The sequence below is a fragment of the Sphingobacterium chungjuense genome (assembly GCF_011316935.1).
GTDB classification, from domain to species: domain Bacteria; phylum Bacteroidota; class Bacteroidia; order Sphingobacteriales; family Sphingobacteriaceae; genus Sphingobacterium; species Sphingobacterium chungjuense.
This window is the reverse complement of record NZ_WLYS01000004.1, coordinates 372,080-393,815: the sequence shown is the minus strand read 5'-3', so window position 1 is coordinate 393,815 and position 21,736 is coordinate 372,080. Positions and strand designations below refer to the sequence as shown.

17 protein-coding genes and 1 pseudogene are annotated in these 21,736 nt (G+C 41.9%); 5 read left to right on the top strand and 13 right to left on the bottom strand.

From position 1 onward, the window contains the following. Positions 1-8: 8 nt before the first annotated feature. From GKO22_RS12295 to GKO22_RS12280, 4 genes are read right to left on the bottom strand one after another with little or no spacing between them, the layout of a single operon-like run. Complete coding sequence (locus GKO22_RS12295; protein WP_166335431.1) at positions 9-1,718, bottom strand: S41 family peptidase; 1,710 nt, start codon at positions 1,716-1,718, stop codon at positions 9-11. A gap of 45 nt (positions 1,719-1,763) precedes the next feature. Continuing rightward, on the bottom strand, positions 1,764-2,303 hold the full coding sequence (locus tag GKO22_RS12290; protein WP_166335429.1) for an HAD family hydrolase: 540 nt from the start codon (positions 2,301-2,303) through the stop codon (positions 1,764-1,766). Between the two features lie 9 nt (positions 2,304-2,312). Beyond that, on the bottom strand, positions 2,313-2,771 hold the full coding sequence (locus GKO22_RS12285; RefSeq protein WP_166335427.1) for a hypothetical protein: 459 nt from the start codon (positions 2,769-2,771) through the stop codon (positions 2,313-2,315). Positions 2,772-2,782: 11 nt separating this feature from the next. After that, entirely contained in the window at positions 2,783-3,439 is a 657-nt protein-coding gene (locus GKO22_RS12280; protein WP_166335425.1) for an ABC transporter ATP-binding protein, read from the bottom strand. A gap of 125 nt (positions 3,440-3,564) precedes the next feature. Between GKO22_RS12280 and sucC the strand changes: the two genes are divergently transcribed. Beyond that, positions 3,565-4,758, top strand: a complete 1,194-nt coding sequence (gene sucC, locus GKO22_RS12275; RefSeq protein ID WP_166335423.1) for an ADP-forming succinate--CoA ligase subunit beta — start codon at positions 3,565-3,567, stop codon at positions 4,756-4,758. Positions 4,759-4,899: 141 nt separating this feature from the next. Here the strand turns inward: sucC and GKO22_RS12270 are convergent, their stop codons facing one another. The 6 genes and pseudogenes from GKO22_RS12270 to GKO22_RS12245 form a co-directional block, all read right to left on the bottom strand. Beyond that, entirely contained in the window at positions 4,900-5,301 is a 402-nt protein-coding gene (locus GKO22_RS12270) for an acyl-CoA thioesterase (RefSeq protein WP_116773982.1), read from the bottom strand. Positions 5,302-5,392: 91 nt separating this feature from the next. After that, a pseudogene (gene lpdA, locus GKO22_RS12265) lies at positions 5,393-6,811 on the bottom strand (dihydrolipoyl dehydrogenase); the annotation flags it as partial. A gap of 125 nt (positions 6,812-6,936) precedes the next feature. Further along, a complete protein-coding gene (locus GKO22_RS12260) occupies positions 6,937-7,467 on the bottom strand; it encodes a plastocyanin/azurin family copper-binding protein (protein WP_166335420.1) in 531 nt (176 codons plus the stop codon). 78 nt (positions 7,468-7,545) lie between these two features. After that, positions 7,546-9,153, bottom strand: coding sequence for a response regulator (locus GKO22_RS12255; RefSeq protein ID WP_166335418.1), 1,608 nt, complete (start codon positions 9,151-9,153; stop codon positions 7,546-7,548). 104 nt (positions 9,154-9,257) lie between these two features. After that, complete coding sequence (locus GKO22_RS12250; RefSeq protein WP_166335416.1) at positions 9,258-10,094, bottom strand: CheR family methyltransferase; 837 nt, start codon at positions 10,092-10,094, stop codon at positions 9,258-9,260. Further along, positions 10,082-13,510 (bottom strand): response regulator, encoded by a 3,429-nt coding sequence (locus tag GKO22_RS12245; protein ID WP_166335415.1) that lies wholly within the window; start codon positions 13,508-13,510, stop codon positions 10,082-10,084. The genes GKO22_RS12250 and GKO22_RS12245 overlap by 13 nt, the downstream gene beginning before the upstream one ends. Before the next feature lie 167 nt (positions 13,511-13,677). On the opposite strand from GKO22_RS12245, the gene floA reads away from it, so the two are divergent. From floA to GKO22_RS12230, 3 genes are all read left to right on the top strand, one after another. Beyond that, positions 13,678-14,655, top strand: a complete 978-nt coding sequence (floA, locus tag GKO22_RS12240; RefSeq protein ID WP_166335413.1) for a flotillin-like protein FloA — start codon at positions 13,678-13,680, stop codon at positions 14,653-14,655. A 107-nt stretch (positions 14,656-14,762) separates the two neighbouring features. Next, a complete protein-coding gene (locus GKO22_RS12235; protein ID WP_166335411.1) occupies positions 14,763-15,281 on the top strand; it encodes a KdsC family phosphatase in 519 nt (172 codons plus the stop codon). Between the two features lie 4 nt (positions 15,282-15,285). Then, a complete protein-coding gene (locus GKO22_RS12230; protein WP_166335409.1) occupies positions 15,286-15,888 on the top strand; it encodes a Maf family protein in 603 nt (200 codons plus the stop codon). Between the two features lie 83 nt (positions 15,889-15,971). Here GKO22_RS12230 and GKO22_RS12225 read toward each other — a convergent pair whose 3' ends face one another. From GKO22_RS12225 to GKO22_RS12215, 3 genes are all read right to left on the bottom strand, one after another. Beyond that, on the bottom strand, positions 15,972-18,578 hold the full coding sequence (locus GKO22_RS12225) for a TonB-dependent receptor domain-containing protein (protein ID WP_166335407.1): 2,607 nt from the start codon (positions 18,576-18,578) through the stop codon (positions 15,972-15,974). Positions 18,579-18,647: 69 nt separating this feature from the next. Further along, positions 18,648-19,100, bottom strand: coding sequence for a hypothetical protein (locus GKO22_RS12220; protein WP_166335405.1), 453 nt, complete (start codon positions 19,098-19,100; stop codon positions 18,648-18,650). A 60-nt stretch (positions 19,101-19,160) separates the two neighbouring features. After that, positions 19,161-20,333, bottom strand: coding sequence for a trans-sulfuration enzyme family protein (locus GKO22_RS12215; RefSeq protein WP_166335403.1), 1,173 nt, complete (start codon positions 20,331-20,333; stop codon positions 19,161-19,163). Positions 20,334-20,484: 151 nt separating this feature from the next. Between GKO22_RS12215 and GKO22_RS12210 the strand changes: the two genes are divergently transcribed. Continuing rightward, a complete protein-coding gene (locus GKO22_RS12210; RefSeq protein WP_166335401.1) occupies positions 20,485-21,720 on the top strand; it encodes a hypothetical protein in 1,236 nt (411 codons plus the stop codon). Positions 21,721-21,736: the final 16 nt, after the last annotated feature.

The following is a 21,736-nucleotide window of genomic DNA, read 5'->3' as shown; positions in this document are numbered from 1 at the left end:
GTTAAAGATTATTGTTTGTACTTCTTCAACTCACGTGGGCTTCTGGGGTGTAGTTCTTTTACGATTTCTACGCCATTTGTGCTCATGCTCGGATTGCGAGCACTACGAGCTGCCGTGCTGGCTGAGGTAATCGGATAGGAATTATTCACGCTGTGATACAGGGCTGTATATATCATAGATTCACGCGGATCTCCAAAGTTGTACAAAATGTTGTCTTGCACAGGTATAGGGTAGGTAGCAGGAATACCATTAAAATAATCTGTGTAGTTTCTAGCATTGATGATTTTGAAAGACGCCGCCCATAGATCAACTCTGTTCATGATCGTTTGCGGGAAGAAGCCCATGGGTTTGCCATAGGTGCTTGGTATGTTGGTGCCCGGTTTCACGGCTGATGGAGTACCAATGATCTCCATTCTGCGAGATCCTGCATCATCATTGCCGTTTGGATTATAATAGGCCATGAGCGCGCTGATAACGAGTTCACTTGCCGACGCCGTATTGTTGCCCACCAAGAAGTAAAGCTTTCGGGGATTAAGAGTCGTATTTTTTAAAAAGTTGACATCATCAAACTCTCCGGCGTAACGCCCTTGGCGCAGATTGGGGTTTGTATCCGACTTATACATCAATCGTCTATCACCTTCATTGTTAATCAGGTGGTTGGCCACATATTCTGCCGCGTGGACATATCCACCTATATTGTATCGAAAATCAACGATAATATCCTGCACTTGTGCTGCATTGAATCGGGAAAATATAGCGTCTAATCTCGATCTAAAAGCGGTGCCAATATTGCCGCTGGTTCGAGTCTGTTCGAATGAAGAAAGACCGAAATAACCAATGCTTCGGCCCTGTATTGTATATATGGTATCGGCTATCAGCGGGTCGATTTCGTAATTGTCGTATTGTAAATTGTGACGATATGTTACACCTTCGCGCTCTACTTCGATCGTGAAGGCCGGACTTTCTAAAGCTTGCCTAACGAGCAGGATTGCTGTTTGGTTTTGAGCTACACCTCCCACGATGGGCACTTGCAAATTTCGATTGTTATTGATCCCTGTAATCTTGTCGCCACGTCTTATGCCAGCGCGAGCGGCGGGCGAACCACCTTCCGCTAGGCTGATGTAAATATGGCCAATCGTATCGTTGTTGATTCGAGCCAATGTTTCATAAATGCCATACCCGTCTTCTCGATCTGCACGTAGGCTACTACCACTCAACGAAGCTTCGGCTACGTAAGAAAATCGATCTATGGCACCATTATATCCCGCGTGTACAGGCGTTTGCGCGACTAACTGAGAAAGAGCAAGGCGTGCATTCGTCATTAAGTCTACATTACTTACAAAGAATCGGTCGGTAAAGGAGCTAATCGGATTTGCAGTGGCAATCGCGCTAGACCAATACGATTGTTCTTTATAGTAATAGCAAATGCTATCGGCAACTAGTTGTTCTGTACTGCGCGTGCTTGGGACGACAGGAGGTTCCGTCGGCTCAATTTCTTTGCTACAAGATGTGACAATGCTAGATATCGCCACAAAGAGTGCTAAGAATATGGTGATATATTTTTGAGTAAATCGATATTCTTGATTGTTATGTTGATTTTTATTATCGTCGTCATGACGCGTAATATTATCAATCGCGTGAATGGTTTCTTTTTGGACAGACGTCCATTCGAATGCTGCTGACGCAGACCTCAATTCGAAATATGATACTTTATCCATGACAATATCCTTAAATAATAAGCGCTATTGATGGTCTACCAAACGCTATCGGATATATTCAATCGCTGCTTTATCCAGACCATACTCACTGGCAATATAAGAAAAAGGGTCTAAATTTCTGAAAACCAATTCGTCTGTAAAAAATATTTTGATTTGTCGATCCCAACCGGCCCAATCCACATGTTTTAATTTATTTAATTGTAACACGGGATTTCCTGCTGTCAAGATTGCTATTTTCTTGCCTAATTGTGTTAGTGTTTGAAAAGTGTCTTTTGTTTCTTCGAATAACAAGAGTTTTAACGGCAAATGTGCGTTCGCTTGCAGACGTTCAAAATTTTCAGCGTAATCTTCTAACAGGTCAAATTCCTTTTGCGTTGCCTGTAGCAGTCCAGTGATGTTGTCGGCTTCGAAACGCTCTTTCATAAATTGCGTGATCGCTGCCGCAATGGGTTTAGATTCGGTAAATTCTACAAACTGACCAAATAGATAATAGATTTGTAATACGTAATCACGCTTGGGATACAACACATCATCCACCTCAAATAAATAGAGTTGCTTATCTGCTGCAGGATTTATGATTTTCATAGATACGAGTTAGATGATGACTGGAAGCCAATTATTACCTACCACAGCATACACACCATTTTCTATAGCATCAGGTGATTGGCTCTCGTCTAATAAAGATTTACCGTTCTGTACAACTTGTAATGGCGTTTCGGATGGAACTTGCTTAGCAATTTCTAGCTGAGGATTCATCGAAGGTAGAAGGATGGAAATGCCATATTCTTCAAATAAGATTGTCGATGGGCCCAACACTGCTATCTCAGATTCACCCAGTGGTAAAACCAGATCAATGCTCTGATCCAAACAGATTTTCAACATTTCGTGCGCAAAGACTGGATTGGCAGGATTAGGTATGGATTTGTATGCGTGCGATAACACGGAGGGAATTTCCTCATTGGTCGCAAGAATCAGCTGATGCTTTGTATTTAACAACTTGATAATGCGCTGCGCAATAGGTCTTGTACCGTACGTAAGTAAAATGGTGGACATAAATAGTTTGATTATTCGTAGATCAACCCATCTCGCATATGGATGGTGCGATCAGATATGCTAGCCAGTTCTTCATTGTGTGTTACAATGATGAAGGTCTGTTGCATGCTGTCGCGAAGATCAAAAAAGAGGCGATGCAATGAAGCTGCATTTTCCGAGTCGAGATTCCCAGAAGGTTCGTCGGCTAATATGATTGCGGGGTTATTGATTAATGCTCTGGCGACCGAGATGCGTTGTTGCTCTCCACCAGATAATGCACTCGGTTTGTGCATCGCGCGATCAGCCACGCCCAAACGCTCCAATAACTCCAGCGCTCGTTTCTCCACCATTTTTTGCGGAGCTCCTGCAATATATCCTGGAATGGATACATTTTCTAAAGCGGTAAACTCTGGTAGTAGATGATGAAACTGAAACACAAACCCAATGTTGCGGTTGCGAAAATCACTTAATTTTTTCTCGTTTAATTTGTGGAGTTCCTGTCCATTGAGTGATAGATAGCCTTTGTCTGGTGTGTCGAGCGTACCGATGATGTGTAATAGCGTGCTTTTTCCAGCTCCAGAAGCGCCCACAATTGATACGACTTCTCCCTTCTGTACTTCAAGGCTTACGCCTTTCAATATTTGGAGTTCGCCATACGTCTTAAAAATGTCTTTGGCCTGTAGTATCATAGAGCGAAGTTACACAAAATAGCTAGATTATGATTCGCAATTTAGCTTGTCAAAATTGTCGTTTACATAACAATAACTTGCCCCTTACAAATAAAAAAACTACTTTTACTGGAAATATTGAATCAATGAATATTCACGAATATCAAGGAAAAGAAATACTTAAAAGTTTCGGAGTACGCATACAAGAAGGTATTGTAGCCGAAACCCCTGAGCAAGCCTTAGATGCTGCAAAGAGATTGAAAGAAGAGTATAATTCGGACTGGGTGGTTGTCAAAGCCCAAATTCATGCTGGTGGCCGCGGAAAAGGTGGTGGAGTGAAATTGGCTAAAAACCATGATGAGGTCGTACAACGTGCTACCGATATCATTGGAATGCAGTTGGTAACTCCTCAAACAGGCCCAGAAGGAAAGAAAGTGAGCAAAGTGCTTGTCGCACAAGATGTATACTACCCCGGAGAAAGTGAAACAAAAGAGTTCTATATGTCTGTTCTTTTGGATCGTGCTTCTGGTCGTAATATGATCATGTACTCTACCGAAGGAGGAATGGATATTGAAGAAGTGGCGGAGAAAACACCACACCTTATCTTCAAAGAAGAAATTGATCCTAAAGTAGGTTTGCAAGGTTTTCAAGCTCGCAAAATTGCATTCAATTTAGGCTTATCAGGTGCTGCGCAAAAAGACATGATCAAATTTGTAGCAGCATTGTACAAAGCGTATGATGCTATCGATGCATCTATGTTCGAAATCAATCCTGTACTAAAAACATCTGATGACAAAATATTGGCGGTAGATGCCAAGGTGAATTTGGATGAAAATGCCCTATACCGCCACGCTGACATTGCTGCTTTGCGCGATCTTTCAGAAGAAGATCCTACCGAAGTAGAAGCTGGTAAATCAAACTTGAACTACGTGAAATTAGATGGTAACGTTGGTTGTATGGTAAATGGTGCTGGTTTGGCAATGGCGACAATGGACATCATTAAATTAGCAGGTGGTGAGCCAGCTAACTTCTTGGATGTTGGTGGTACTGCAAATGCGGAAACCGTAAAAGCTGGATTCAATATCATCCTTCAAGACCCGAATGTAAAAGCAATCTTAATTAACATTTTTGGTGGTATCGTTCGTTGTGATCGTGTTGCTCAAGGTGTGATTGATGCTTACCAAGAAATTGGAAATATTCCAGTGCCGATCATCGTTCGTCTTCAAGGTACGAATGCAGAAGAAGCTAAAAAACTAATCGACGGATCTGGTTTGAAAGTATACTCTGCAATCGCATTGAAAGAAGCAGCAGATCTAGTATCTGAAGTATTAGGCGGTTAAGTTTAACGTACAAATACAAAAAAAGCCTTTCGGATTTCCGAAAGGCTTTTTTTGTATTTTAGCAATCATCGCGTCATCGCGCGAAAGTACGACAATGCGATCTATTTCTTTTTGAGTTGATAAAGTTAATAGCGTTAAAATCTAATCTCTCTTGTCCGGTTCGATTCCCAAATAATTGTAGTGAATCTCTGTCTTGCCATGCGGAGTTGGTGTGCCTTCTTCGTTTAAGTTTACGAATACCAACTTGTCAATAGACAGGATCGTCTTACGTGTGATCTTGTTCCGCACCTCGCAACGCATGGTGAGTGATGTTCTGCCGAAATCAATCGCTTCGATGCCCATTTCGATAATATCCCCCGTGCGCGCCGAACTCACAAAGTTAATCTCCGAAATGTATTTGGTAACGATGTTGGGATTTTCCAATTGTACAATAGCGTAAATTACGGCTTCCTCGTCTATCCATCGAAGCAGTGTTCCTCCGAATAGGCTACCGTTAGGATTTAGATCTTCTGGTTTGATCCATTTGCGCGTGTAAAAATTCATAGGTAAAAAAACTTGGCGTTTAATTATATTGTGACATAGTCATTAAAAAAGGGAAACAAGCTTATTGTTTCCCTTTCGTATAGTTTCAAAACTAAGCGTGTATTGCTCGATTGTCTGTAGCGGCCAATGCGGCTTCTTTAAACGCTTCCGTATAAGTTGGGTGAGCGTGACAGATACGACCAATATCTTCTGCAGATGCACGGTATTCTAATGCCATTACAGCCTCCGCAATCATATCTGCTGCACGTGGGCCAATCATGTGTACACCTAATACCTCATCGGTCTCAGCATCCGCTAATACTTTCACAAATCCATCGGTATCGCCAGATGCTTTCGCACGGCCAGATGCTTTGAATGAAAAATTGCCTGTTTTATATTTTTTACCAGCTTCTTTTAGTTGCTCTTCTGTTTGTCCAACAGCTGCCACTTCTGGCCAAGTATATACAACTCCAGGGATCGCATTGTAGTCAATGTGTGGTTTTTGTCCAGCAATACGCTCTGCCACAAAGATACCTTCATCTTCTGCTTTGTGTGCTAGCATAGCACCTTTGATCACGTCACCGATTGCATAAACGCCTTCTACCGATGTTTCCAAATGCTCATTTACGGGGATCTTGTTACCGCGTTCTTCGGTTTCAATACCAATTTTATCTAAGCCTAAGCCTTCCGTATAAGCTGTACGACCTACTGCTACGATGCAGTAATCGCCTTGGAAAGATACTTCGTTGCCTTTGGCATCTTCTGCTGTTACAGTTACCTCTTTACCTTTGGTAGTAGCACCTGTTACTTTGTGACCCAAGAAGAATTCAAAACCCAATTGTTTTTTTAAAACACGCTGCAGCTCTTTGCCTAAAGAGGCGTCCATCGTAGGAATAATAGATTTAGCATATTCTACCACAGACACTTTTGATCCTAGGCGCGCGTATACTGAGCCCAATTCCAATCCGATCACGCCGCCACCAATTACGATCAAGCTTTTTGGGATTTCTTGAAGTTGCAAAGCTTCAGTAGAGGTGATGATTCTCTTTTTGTCGACAGGTAAGAATGGCAAAGCGGTAGGTTTCGAACCTGTCGCGATGATGATGTTTTTACCTTTTATCTCTTGTGCATCCGCACCTTCTTTTTCAATTTTAATGGTGTTTTTGTCCACAAAAGAACCCATGCCTTCAAAGCTATCAATCTTGTTTTTCTTGAATAGGAAGGTAATGCCGGCGGTGTTTTGTGAGATAACATCATTTTTGCGATCGATCATTTTCTTAACATCGATCTTCAAGCTGTCTAGACTGATGCCGTGATCTGCAAAGTTGTGTGCAGCATTATGATAGTGTTCTGATGTGTCTAATAATGCTTTGGAAGGAATACAGCCTACATTTAGACAGGTTCCACCAAAAGTGCTGTATTTTTCAATAACAGCGGTTTTAAGGCCAAGTTGAGCGCAACGGATAGCGGCTACATAGCCGCCTGGCCCACTTCCGATTACAATTACGTCATACTGCATATAGTCGTGTTTTTTCTCTACACAAAAATACGATTAAATTAAGAATGATCGAATCGGATAGTTGGAAATTTACGTTATTGTTAAAAAAAAACGACAATCTGTACAGATTGTCGTTTTCTTTATCGCTGATTTTGCTATTACTCGGCAACGATTTTACCCTGCATGATCCCGAAGTGACCTGGGAAGCTGCAGATATATGGATAAACGCCAGCTTCCAAAGTGAATGTGATCTTATCTTCTTGACCTGGGCCTAATAATTTTGTGTGCGCGATGATAGAGCTTAGAGACGATTTTGGAATGTACTCGTTGTCTGGAGCACCAGCCGCTTCGCCGCCGAAAGTAGGAATGTCTACTGTTGGTTTCAATACGACAAGGTTATGTCCCATAGATTCGATAGGCAGTTCGCCTGCGTTTTTGAACGTAATCTCTACTGGCTCGCCTGCTTTTACGCGGATCAAATTGACATCAAATTTCATTTGATCATTACCTTGAACTGTCCAATTGTTGGATAATTCTACATTCTCGATGCCAGGTACGGTTGCGGCAGGGGATACTGGTGCTGCTTCTTCAGAAGGTGTATTTTCTTTTTTGTCTGAATCTGTGTTGCCGCCACAAGATGCTAAGCCAAATGCTAAAGCCGCGATAGGGGCAATAAATATTTTTTTCATAGTCTATATTTGTATGTATTACAAGACGAATTTAAGTATTATTCGTTAGAAAGCAGCTACATGAGAATTTTTTAAACGTCAATTTTCGGTCGTACTTGTTTCTACTACGCTGGATATTTTACTGTAAAGATCTACGGGATCAAACGGTTTTACAATAACGTATCGTGCGCCTACCTCGTAGGCTGCAGCTTGTTCGTGGGCAAGTACAGAAGCCGAAATGGTGATGATAGGCATGCTGTTCTTTTCGAGATCGTCTAGTGCTTTGATGGCCTTGATGGCATCAAAGCCACTCATGACAGGCATATGCGTATCCATCAAAACGAGATCGTATGTTTTGTGCAACACGGCGTCTAATGCCTGCTGGCCATCTTTTACAATATCCACTTCGCAATTCCAAGTCTTCAGCATATGTGCCAGCATAAACGCATTTAGGTCATTGTCTTCTGCCACCAAAATTTGTACACCATCTAATTTTGGGAAATTAATATAGGGTTCATTTGGTTTTTGAGTTTGCTCGGTTTTACTTTTTTGAAACCAAGCTTCAAAGTAAAAGCTTGACCCTATTCCCACATCGCTCTTTGACCCAACTTCTCCATCTAATAATTCAGCCAATTGTTTCACAATTGCCAATCCGAGTCCAGTACCACCGTATCGCTTGGTGATGGCGCCGTCTCCCTGTTCAAAAGGTTGGAATATTTTAGGCAGATGATCGGTAAGTATGCCAATGCCGGTATCTGTGACGGTAAAACGAATCAAGTATCCTTTCGGACCAATGTCCAATAGCTTAACATTGAATGTAATGCTCCCTTGCTCTGTAAATTTGAGACTATTAGAAATGAAATTAGTCACGATCTGTTGAAGACGCAAAGCATCAAAAACCACATTGTCTGGTAAATCTCCTTCCTTCTCTACTATAAAATGTAGGTCTTTATGGTCCGCTTTCACCTTAAACATGCGATCCATATTATCAATGAACTTGGTAAGTGAGAAATCTTCCATCTCGATTTTGAACTTGCCCGAATCAATTCGGGATAGATCCAATATGTCATTGATAATCACTAAAAGGGATTGCGACGCATTGTCTAATATGCCCAGCCATTCTAATTGTTCGTTGCTAAGTGGCGAAGTTTTTAATACATGGATCACGCTCATGATACCGTTTATCGGTGTCCGTATTTCGTGACTCATATTGGCTAGAAAGATTTCTTTGGACTTTCGAGCATGCTCCGCCTCTTCCTTCGCCAGCAAAAGCTCCTTGCCAGATACTTCTAAGGCTATATTTTTTTGTTTTATTTCTTCTTGTAAACGGACTTGATGTATAAAAGATCGTACTTTAGCGCGTGTGATCTCTGGATTAAGCGGTTTATACAAATAATCAATCGCTCCACTTCGTAAGCCTTCTAGTAAATAGCGTTCTTCTTTAGAAATGGCCGTCACCATAATGACCATGATGTGATTGGTCTTTTGATTTGATTTAAGTAGGGAAACAAACTCAAAACCATTCATCTTTGGCATCTGTACATCTACCATAGCAATGGTAATATCTTCATGCCAACACACCTTGAGCGCTTCATTAGGATCAGTGTGCGCTATGATGTGCAAGTCATCCAACTCTTCTAATAAAGCACGCAAACTGATGATGTTTTCTTCGCGATCATCTAGTATAAGTAAATTAATCTTTTTCATGCTCCTCACTGGTTGACGTTACAAAAGTAGTCAATTATTTTACGAAAGATGTTAAGCAGGGGCTATTAAGTTGTTAGTCAGTGTCTTGCACGCCTGTTATTCTGCTATTTTATTTTTTGGTAGATGTTGTGTTTGCGACTAATGATCCTAAACTTATCGATAATAGGATGATTCGTTAAATTCTCTTTGGCACCAAGACAGAGAAAGCCAAAAGGAGAGAGCGAATTATAGAGCAATTCTAGTACTCGACTCTGCAAATTGTGGTCAAAATATATCATCACGTTTCTGCACGTGATCAACTGAAATTCGTTGAATACAGAATCTGAGACTAGATTGTGGGTCGAGAACAGGGTGTTGCTACGTAAGTGGTTGGATATGATAGCCATATCATACTTTACGGTATAGTATTTAGAAAAGGATTCTTCGGTCGTATAGTGGTTAAAATTCTCGGTGTATGTCTTGATTTTTTGTAAAGGATAAATGCCTTTTTTGGCGACTTCAATAATATGAGAGTTCACGTCTGTTCCGTAAATAAAAGAACGTTCGTACAATTTATTCTGTAACAATAAAATCGCTAACGAATACACTTCCTCCCCACTAGCGCAGCCTGCACTCCAAATTTTGACTCGTGGAAACGTGCGTAAATAGGGGATAACAAGCGCATGCAGTGCTTGGAAAAAATCTGGATCTCTAAACATTTCCGTCACGTTAACAGTAATCTCGTACATGAGATAGGTCTGAAAACCCGGCGCGTTCACTAGCGCATTTTTGAGATCAACAAAATCCATTCGATCCAGACCCATCACGCGCTGAATCCTTCTTTTTAGAGATGATCGGCTATATCCAGATAAATCGAAGCCTGATGTTTGCCTAAGTAATCCTATGATCTCCTCTAACTCTTCAAATGATAAGTATGCCGGTTCACCTTTTAACTTAACCATACTTGCATCAAAGCGATTAATTTATCCATATCTATTGGCTTGCTGATATAATCATTTGCGCCAAGTTGTATCAATTTTTCATGGTCTCCATGCATAGCTTTGGCCGTTACTGCAATAATGGGTAATCTAGCATATTTGGGTTCTTTCCTGATATGTTCAATAGCGTTATAGCCATCCATTTCAGGCATCATGACGTCCATGAGGACTATGTTGAAAGGTTGTTCTTGATTTTGAATGATATCAAGTGCTTCTCTCCCGTTGTTCGCGATTTCAATATGAAGATCATGCTCTTTAAGTGCCGTAGTCAACGCAAACACATTCCGCATATCATCATCAACAACCAATACGCGCTTGCCGCGCAGGTTATTTGCTTCGGTATAGGTTGCTTTGTCGAGCTTTTTGCTGTTACGGATCGGTTCATAATCTACATTATTGATCTTGTTCAGAAATAGATTGACCTCATCGATCAGTCTGTCGGTAGATTTTCCATCCTTATGGATCATCGATTTGGTGTATCGCGCGATTCGATCGGTTTGCTCCGCTGTCAATTCCTCCGCTGTGTTAATAATCACGGGAATGTTCTTGAATGCATCATCTTTTTTGATCTGCTCGAGCAACCCAAGTCCGCTACTATCAGGCAACGTGATATCCAGAATGATACAGTCTATATTGTCTTCTGTCCGTAATTTCTCTAATGCAGATTTCTTAGTAAAAGCCTGTATTATATTGATGTTTTGCTCGGCAAAAGAATTTTTAATAAACTCACTCATGACCTCTTGATCTTCTACCAGTAGTACTTTTTTGACGTCTTGATCGATATTGAGAATAATATTAGAAAATGCTTTTTTAATATTTTGTTCTGTTACCGGTTTGGACAAAAATCCGATGGCACCTTTTTCTAGCGTATCTTTTTGCTTGATATTGGCTGCAGACATCATGTGTATCGGTATACCTTGGGTTTGCGGATCTGACTTAAGCGTACGCAATACATTCCATCCATCTGCGATAGGCAGCATCACATCCAGAATGATCGCGTCGGGTAAATGCGTTTTTGCCATTTCAATCCCTTGCGGCCCATCGTGCGCTAGCATCACGTCAAAGGAATATTGTTCTGCAAAATCTTTTAAAATGTAGGCAAAATTGATATCGTCTTCCACGATCAATATACTTCGCGCCGTTTTTAATTTCTCTACGTGAGGTATGATCTCGTCTAATGCAGGTGAGCTAGACAAAGATACTGTTGGTGCTGGAGCGACTGCTGCTGTAGCATCCACAGATGTCTTGAAAGGTATAGATAACGTGAAAATACTACCTTTATCCAATTCACTTTCTAGCTGAATATTTCCGTTGAGCAAGGCGGCAATTTCTAGACTAATAGAAAGCCCAAGTCCAGTACCACCATACTTTCTACTGGTAGACCCATCTTCCTGTCGGAAAGCCTCAAAGATTAATTGTCTTTTCTCTGCAGGAATTCCTTTGCCCGTATCCTTTACCGAAAATAACAACTGGTCATTCTCTTGCGTCAATTTGAGAGATATAGAGCCATTCGCATTGGTGAATTTGAAAGCGTTTGATAAGAAATTTTTAATGACCTGCTCTAAGCGATATTCGTCTGAAATGAACGTATCCGGAAATTCGGACGTCTCTATATTGAATTGAATATTTTTCTGTGTTGCAGTCTGCTTGAATAGGTTTTCAAGATTTTGTGTTAATACCGAAGTATGTATTACTTCAGATAGCACATCGACTTTTCCAGATTCAATTTTTGCTAGATCTAACAATTGATTGATTAGTTCTAAGAGATCTGACCCAGCGCTGTAGATTACCGCTGCATGTTTACGTTGATCTTCATTTAGGTTGTGGTGCTTATTTTCTTCCAGCAATTTGGCCAATATCAAGATACTATTCAATGGCGTTCGTAGCTCATGGCTCATGTTGGCCATAAATTCCGATTTATACAAGCTAGCTTGTTCGACCTCTGCAATTTTTGATTCTACCACTTTTTGAGCTTCTTTGAGCTCTTGGTTACGATTTTCTAGCTCTTTTGCCTTAGCATTCAGCTCGGTATTTGTTTGAGATAGCTCTTCTTGCTGTACGCGTAATTCTTCTTCGCTGGATTCTAAAAGGTTAGTTTGGTATACTAATTCATCATTTGTCATCCGCAATTCTTCTTGCTGCGCACTTAATTCTTCTGTTTGCTTTTGAGTTGTGAGCAATAATTTTTGAACAACCGCATGATTCTGTCCCGACTTGATAGCTGCCGCTATGATCCGTGTGGCACGGCTGAGGTATTCGGTGGTTCGATCGATACTTTCCGAATCTATTTTGAGAGCCAATTCAAGTAATCCTACCACTTCAGAATCGTGGATAATGGGAACTAATATAATCTGAGGATTGATCCGATCAATAAAGGTAGAATATAGTTTGATGTGTTCGGCCTCTGATCCTTCATAGATTTTTTGTTTATTGTGCTGTACAGCCATTCCCAAGATGCCTTGTCCAGTTTTAAAACTGGTTACAACTTGAGTATCTTCAAAGCCCATCATTGCGATGCGTTCAAAGATGTCACTATGCTCTTCTTTGATGTAAATAGCGCCTGCATAAAATGCTTGCTCCATCGATCGCATAATCTTGCGGAGCGAGATCTCGGCAATATCCGCTAGTTTATCAATACCGATGAGTTCATCGTATATTCTGTTGGTTCTATCCAAAATCCAGTTAGTGCTCTCAAAGCGTTTATTTGCGATGGTAAGCTCCGATTTGATTTGTTTTTCTTGAATAGTGGATACACGCAACTTTTCGCTAATCATATAGGTACTATACAGCACATAAAGTATGGCGAGCAAAGCCACTATGTTTAGCGGAAGCACTACGTACATCGCATCTTGTAACTTAAGTGTTTCTTCCTTTATTTTTTGTTTGTTGATCTCAAATATTGCCGTTATCACCACGTCACAGGTGTTGTGAATCATTTGCTCTTCAACTGCGAGCGCAACTGCTTTTTCATCAAGCGTCTTATCTTTCATCACTTGCTGTAGTGAGTCGAGGTGGCTGATGCGGCGAAGCAGTCCGCGCAACATTTCGAACTCAGGTAGACTGCCGCTATAAAGGTCATTAGATTGTTCAAACTCGATGAGATGACCAGTTGCTTTTTGGATATAATGATTGAGTTGCAATATCGTATTGGTAGATCCTCGCGTGAGGAAGTCAGATTTTACCCGATTGATATTCAAAAGCTGGTTCTCAAAGTTGCTCAATACATCGGCCTTTTGTCTAAATGTCTCGCTGTATTGCAACGTCGTCTTGGCATAGTCATTCTGTCTGTTTAAATAATAAACGAATGCGTAGATCAAAATGGCGTAGGCAGCGATAACACCCGTGAAAAACTGGATCTTTAAGATATGGTGCCTTTTCATAAGATATTTGGTGGTAATTGCTAAACGATGATTCAAATATGGATAAAATGCGTCGAATGGTGAAATTATTTTACGGAATCGAATATTAAACCTCAAGTTAAGGCTAGCTAAATCGCGTATTATGTATACTTTTTTATATCTTTAGGAGATATACAATTAATCTGAATATGGGATCTGAAATACAAATTGTTTTAATTATTGTAGGTGCAGTCATTGCCCTATTTCTATTGCTTTACCTCTTACCAGTCAATCTGTGGTTCACGGCGCAATTATCCAATGTAAAAATCAGCTTGTTAAATCTAGTGCTGATGAGACTCCGTAAAGTACCACCAGCATTAATTTCTAATGCGATGATTATTTCGACGAAAGCAGGTTTAAGAATTACCACCAATGAAATTGAGACGCATTACCTCGCGGGTGGAAATGTAAATAAAGTAATTAAAGCATTGATATCGGCTGATAAAGCCAATATTCCACTCGATTTTAAATTAGCTACAGCCATCGATTTGGCAGGTAGAGATGTATTTGATGCAGTGCAGTTGTCGGTAAATCCTAACGTGATCAACACGCCGCCCGTAGCCGCTGTGGCGAAAGATGGTATACAGCTTATCGCCAAAGCGCGTGTGACTGTTCGTGCGAATATTAATCAACTCGTAGGTGGTGCTGGCGAGGAAACAATCCTCGCGCGCGTCGGAGAGGGTATCGTGACCACCATTGGTTCATCCATCGATCATAAACATGTGTTGGAAAATCCAGATCGGATCTCGAAGACGGTGCTTTCCAAAGGATTGGATTCGGGTACGGCATTCGAAATCTTATCCATCGATATCGCCGATATTGATATCGGCGAAAACGTAGGTGCAAAACTACAGACGGATCAGGCAGAAGCCGATTTGAAGGTAGCGAATGCGCGTGCAGAAGAGCGCCGTGCGATGGCCGTAGCCAATGAGCAAGAAATGCGCGCCAAAGCGCAAGAAGCGAGAGCGAAGGTAATCGAAGCCGAAGCACAGGTGCCAATGGCGATGGCTGAAGCATTCCGCAATGGTAATCTCGGTATCATGGATTATTATAAAATGCAAAATATTCAGGCAGATACGGATATGCGTACGTCGATCTCCAAACCTGGAGAATCTAACAAAAAATAAACTAGAACAAATGGTTTTGTAGGCTTCCCAACGGGAAGCCTTTTTTGTTATGGAATGAGCAGCGCTTTGATTCGGCATCCGGATTTTATCCCTACTTTTGAAGCGATATGATATTGAGAGATTTTCAACACATCCAGACCGTCGTGCTGGATGTAGATGGCGTATTGACCGATGGAACGATTCTCGTTACCGAAGAAGGCCATCAACTCCGCACTTTTCACGTGCGCGACGGATTTGCCATCCAAGCAGCCGTGCAAGCAGGCATACTTATTCTGATCATTACAGGCGGTCGCTCTACTGGCGTAGAAAAACGCTTACGCGGATTAGGTGTAGAGCATATCCATTTGGGCGTTGCCGACAAGAAAACATTGCTATTGCAACTTTGCGAACAGCTTTCGATTGATCTAAAATGCACACTGTATATGGGAGATGATATGCCCGATTTAGAAGCCATGTCTATCATAGGCTTGCCAGCCTGTCCGAAAGACGCGGCGGAAGAGATTAAAGCGATCAGTCGTTATCAATCTCCCTTTGCTGGCGGCCAAGGTGCTGTGCGCGATGTATTAGAAAAAGTATTGAAAACTCAAGGAAAATGGCCGGCTTCGTCCAGTGTTAAAAGTAATTAGTAGCATGATATTTATTGAAAAATTAAAAGATACTCCGATTATATTGGGTTCACAGTCTCCCAGAAGACAGGAGCTACTTCGAAAATTGGATTTAGATTTTACGGTAGAGATTCCAGAAGTGGATGAGCATATTGATACCACGCTCACGCCAGAAGAAATTGTATCGGCCATTGCGGCAGCTAAACTAACCGCTTTCTCGGACGAATCTTATCATGATCGTCTGGTGATCGTAGCCGATACTTTAGTGGCTGACGAACACGGTACGATGCTGGGCAAGCCGGCCGATGTGGCTGAAGCGAAATCTGTACTTGCTCAGTTATCCGGTCGTGAACACGCAGTCTATACAGGAGTGACCTTGGCCTTGCGCGGTCGGGTGCATCAGTTTGTGGAGCGCACCGCGGTATGGTTTGTGGAGTTGGAAGAGCAAGAGATTGATTATTACATAGCCAATTACAATCCAATGGATAAGGCCGGTTCGTACGGGATTCAAGAATGGATCGGCCGTATTGCGGTAGAACGCATCGATGGCGCGTACGAGAATGTGATGGGATTGCCGACCGCTCGTTTATATCGTGAATTGAAACAGTTTATAGCAGGGGATCGATAAGAACTGACATGGTCTTTATAAAAAGAATCCCTGATTAACAGAAGCTGTTAATCAGGGATTCTTTGTTTTCGATCACCTCATGCTTATTTGATGTGATAGCGAATTCCGGTGTAAAACATGCGTCCGGTGAGCGGGCCCCAAAGCATATTGGTGTCGAAATTGCTGCCAAATGGCTGATCAAAAGCCAAAATTGGATCTTTTTGGAAGAAGTTACTTAGATTCTCACCACCGACATATATATCGAAGTTTTTGTTCTTCCCAAATGTCTTGGATACTTGTGCATTCATGGTGACGTATGCTGGAGAACGATCTTCTAATTGATACTGTACAGGATTTCCTGTGGTTGGTGGAATCCGTTTTTGCCCCACCACATTTAGCGTATAATCAAACGACCATCCGCCATGCGTATTATAACCCAAATTCATAAAACCACGGTGTTTTGCAATTAATGGTTTTTGCAAGCGACCAGTTTGATAATCGGTCTGCACATCCAAATAACGGTAAGCAAACCGCGCTTCTAAGTGCTGGATCGGCATAAAACGAAACTCTGTCTGCAAACTGTTGGAGAAGGATTTTCCCTCTAAATTATAGAAGCCGACTTCACGCGGATTCTCCCAATCGATCACGACCTGATTCTGAAAATTGTTGTGAAAAAGTTCGAAGGATACACCCGCCTCGCGGCCAAATAATGAAAAGTTTTGATCTACGCTAAATCCAGTGTTCCAAGATACTTCTGGCCGAAGGCCATAAGCGCCAGCACCATTCACGATACCATCTAGATTCGCAATACTTCTGCTCGAAGCAAAAATCCCTAAATTTTCTGCAAAGATATTAGCCGTCCGCTGTCCGCGGCCAGAGCTCAAACGCAAGGTCGTGTTGGTGGCTGGCTGATAACGAATCACGCCGCGCGGTGTGGTGAACCAACCGTACAAATTATTATGATCTTGGCGCAATCCCAAGACCACGTCTAATTTTTCAACCGGGCTGTAGGTATATTCTCCAAATACACCTGCTACGCGCTCTTGCCGACCCATTTGGTAGTTGATGCCTGGGGAAGTGTAAAAAAGATCTTCCTTGTACTTATCATATTGCAAGGACGCACCCACTTTATATTTGTGCGCTTCGCTGCCGATCACATCTTGGAAAATCAGGTTGGCGTAGCCGGAAGAATGATTGTTGTTGTATCCTGTTAGTCCGAAGAAGCTTTCTTGATCGTAGTTGCTTGCCGACAGCTGCAAGCCAATGCTGCGGTGCAGATTGGTCGGAAATACATAGCCTACTTTCGCAAAACCTTCTACTCGCTTATTGATAAATCCTAATCCATATCGATTGGTGGTAAATTGATCGTTGTTTTTGTCAAAATCAATCTCACCACCAACACGATTATCGTGCAAATATTTGATGCCAAATTGTACAATCACGCCGTGATCATTCTGGTAATGCCAACGGTTGACACCGCTAAACAAATTTCCGACTGGGATGTCGCGAAAACCATTATTACTAAAGTTCATGTGACGATTGTACATGAAATTGTCATGCAATAAGAAGCCCACAGACCAATTATCACTTAGTCGCTGCGAAACGTTGAGGTTGACGTCAGTACGGCCCATATTGTTGCCATAGGCATTGAAATAAAGACGATCCGTATTATGTGGTTTTTTAAGCTCAACGTTGATTTGCCCGGCCATATTTTCAAAACCATTGACCACCGAACCAATACCTTTACTGATGTTAATCGCATCAATCCAGCTGCCAGAAATGCTGTTTAATCCCAAGGGAATCGCAAAACCTCTTGGTCCTGGTAATCCTTCAACGGTCAATTGGGTATAGATGCCGCTGAGTCCCAACATCTGGATTTGCTTGCTGCCGGTGACGGCATCACTGCTCACGACATCTACGGATGCATTGGTCTCAAAACTTTCGCTCAGATCACAACAAGCGGCTTTGAAAAGTTCTCTTGCGGTCAACGTTTCTACGCGAGTCGCATTCATGCGAGAGATGTAGTTGGACTTCTGTTGACGAGAAACCACCACTTCCTTCAACACATTGTTTTTGGACTGTACCACCAGCACTTCATGCATCTTCGTGACTTCCAACGTATCCGCCTGCATGGCTGTGTGAGACACGACCAAACGCTTATAATCATGTTCGTGCATGATCTTGAAAATTCCGTCCTTGTCCGATTGTACTTTCTTCTCTGGGTTTTCTAGCCAGTACACCGTAGCGCCTTGGATAGGTTTCAGGTTGCCATTCTCGCTTTCATTCACCACCACGCCACGTACTTCGTGATCATGATCGTGATGTGCAGGATCATCCGGATTGTTTTGCATTTTTTTCCCTGTCACAGCACCTTCTTCGCCCATGCGCTCATACAGACAGCAGGTGTGGAGTGCATTGTATACTTCGTCAGGCGCTTTGAACTCGTCAGTATCATGTCCCGCTGCCGCAATGGCTTCTTTTATCTTCGAAACGCTAGTTTTTTTGCTATTGAAGATAACTTCGGCTTTGCCCGTGTTAGGATCCCATACAATTTGGGATGCACCGGCATCTTTACCGGCTTTCTCGATTCTTTGTTTACACATACCGCAATTGCCTGCTACGTCAAAGGTAACCTTGTTAGCTTCTTGCGCGTATGACCATTGTATAGCCGCTAAAAATAACGCTATACACAAATAATGTATATTTTTCATAAATGTATTTTAATGTAGAGTACTTGTTTGCTGCCAATTACGTGGCAGAATAATGAGACTACACTAAAATCAAATACGGAAATTGCAATTGACGAGATAGGTATTTGGGAATGTGCCTGTAGGCACTAGAGAAGCAAGTGTGGTCTTATTTGGTGCAGGGGCATCAAATAATGCATGGTGAAATACCATGATCCAAGGAATAATAAATTCTGCTGGCGAAAGCGTGTTAAAATCCTTTAATAAGTTGGTAACGGCTTGATCGTCACCGTTGTTTAGTTCGACCTGTACATCCGTACAGCACGTGTGATCCAGTTCACAAGAAGTATCCGTGTGATCTTGCTCTTGTTGCTCCAAACTACAAGAACCTTCGTCTCCCGTGCAGAAAGCACAGGCCTTGGAGTTATTTTGCTTCTTAAAAATGGAGATCTGAGAGTTTTGTCCACAAGTATGGTAATACACCGTCGCACCCGTGCTGGTAAGCGAGTATACTAACAATAGAAATATGGACAAAATTCTAATCATCTATTACAAATGTCAAAAATATAAAGCAGATACACAAATTCTGCTGAAGCAAGTTGATGCCTATTTTGTCTGATCCAACGCATTGGTGACATCGGCAATGATGTCTTCTTTGTCTTCTAAGCCAACCGAAAGACGGATAGATCCAGGCTTAATGCCTAGGTTCAATCTTTCTTCTTCCGACAGTTTGGAGTGGGTGGTAGAAGCTGGATGAGTGACAATCGAACGATTATCACCTAAGTTGGATGTACAGAGAATCATTTCTAAATGATCAATGAAGTTCTTCGCACGTTCGAAACCGCCTTTCACCACGAAAGTGACGATGCCTCCACCGGCTTTCATTTGTTTCTTCGCCAATTCGTATTGCGGATGCGAAGGTAGAAATGGGTATTTGACATCTTCGATTTCTGGATTATTTTCCAAAGCTTCTGCCAGCGCTAATGCATTAGAACAATGGCGATCCATGCGTAAACCCAGTGTGTCCAAGCTTTTAGATATAAGCCAAGCATTGAACGGAGACATGGATGGACCCGTGTGGCGAATGAAGAACATCATCGTATCAATCAGCTCTTTTTTACCGACCGTTACGCCGCCCAATACGCGACCTTGTCCGTCCATATACTTCGTAGCCGAATGAATCGACAAATCAAAGCCATATTGCAATGGTTTTTGTAAATATGGCGTAGCAAAGCAGTTGTCGATGATCAACAATATATGCGGATATTTCTCTTTGAATTTGCCCAACCACTCCAAGTCCACTAATTCTAAACCGGGATTGGAAGGTGATTCTAAAAAGATGATTTTCGTGTTTTCTTGAATCGCTTCTTCCCATTGCGCTTTGTCAACACCGTCGACGTACGTCGTGGTAACGCCCCAGCGCGGGAAAAGTTGCGTAAACAATTGATGTGTAGATCCGAAGATGGCTCGGCTCGATACAATGTGGTCGCCACTATGAATAAAGGCTGCAAAAGACGCAAATACTGCCGCCATACCCGACGAAAAAGATAAGCCAGCTTCAGCACCTTCCATAATACATACTTTGCTGATAAACTCATCTGTATTTGGATTGGAATACCTAGAGTATACCATTCCCTCTTCCTCTTCTGCGAAGATAGCACGCCCTTGCTCTGCGCTATCGAAGATAAAGCTGGACGTTAAATACAAAGGTGCAGAGTGCTCTCTTTTATCCGAACGAGGAACCTGATTGCGTATGATTTTGGAATCGTCTTTATGCATAGTTCGCAAATGTACATAAATGTGGTATTCATTTCCAATGGTTTAGTAACATTTGTATCTCGAACAACGTGCAGGTGAAGATGTGTTAAGAAATGTAATGGCATGTATTTCGTAATACTTTATTTTTTACATTTGTAGTAGTTTAAATATTATGGTAAACATGGTGAGCTGGAGTCGATTGATGATTTTGGGATTAATATTAAGTACGTTGACAGGTTGTCTGCGTGATGATGACGAGCCTATCCGTCCAACTCGTCCAATTAGTAGGTTGTATATATCGACATCACAGTTTAGTCTTTCCGATGTGGAAGTCATCCAAAATGTATATGTGGTTGATCCGGCAGATGATAATAGTTTTACTCGACATGACTTAAATTATCGGACTTTTGCTATCGGAGGCTCTGCTATATTTTATAGTCCTGAAGCGAGATTGCTTTTTCAATCTGCGCAGAATATCGCCAGAACTGACAATTCTGTGCAGGTCATGAATATTGATACCGTTCGTGGAACTCTTGCTGCGCAAGGAACTGTGAATAGCGAACTGATTACAGCAGTCCGTGGGATTGCTTATCACCCTAGTACCGACATGTTGCTGCTTGCCAACGCTCGTGCTGCCGCGACCACAATACCGCCTGCTTTACAAGGGTCGAGATTAGTTACTGATGCAGGACCTACTCAGTCAGATCTATTTGTATACAGCCGCCCAAGATCTAGAAGTAATCCGGCTCTCCCTAATTACCGACTTCCGTTTCCGGACAAAATAATTCGTGCTGTGTTTATACACGATATCAGTATACAGGAAAATGATCGCCGTAACAAAACTTATATATCCACCGCATCGACACAGGGAGAGATTCTAGTTTACGAAGAACTTCCCAATCGTTTAATGAGTAATCCGTTGGATTCTTTACCTAACATTACTCCTGATTTTACTTTAAATATTCCATCTTCCCGCAGTTTAAATAGTATGACGTATTCACCGCAGTTGGACTTAATGGTGGCTACAGAAGCTGTAGATCTTACTGGGACTCTCGTGGCTGGTCAAGGTCGTATTTTATTTTTCGAAAACTTCTCTACTCATTCAGCAAATACTCAAATTGCACCGAGTCGTGTTATTACTGGTGTTCAAACACTATTAACAAACCCGGTAAGTGTAGCTATTGATACAAGAGATGGCGCACAGTATCTATATGTAGCCGATTCAAATTCGGGAACAAGTGGATCCGTTCTACGTTTTTTAATTACCGATGAAGGAAATGTGCAACCTGATGATGTATTACAGATCGCAAATCGTACACCTGTCGGTGTGTCGCTTGATGCACGCGGAACGATTCCCGCAGATTCTACAGCTAATGGTACTGGAGCTTCCGCTAGAATACGTCGTTAACACGAAGCGTATAATT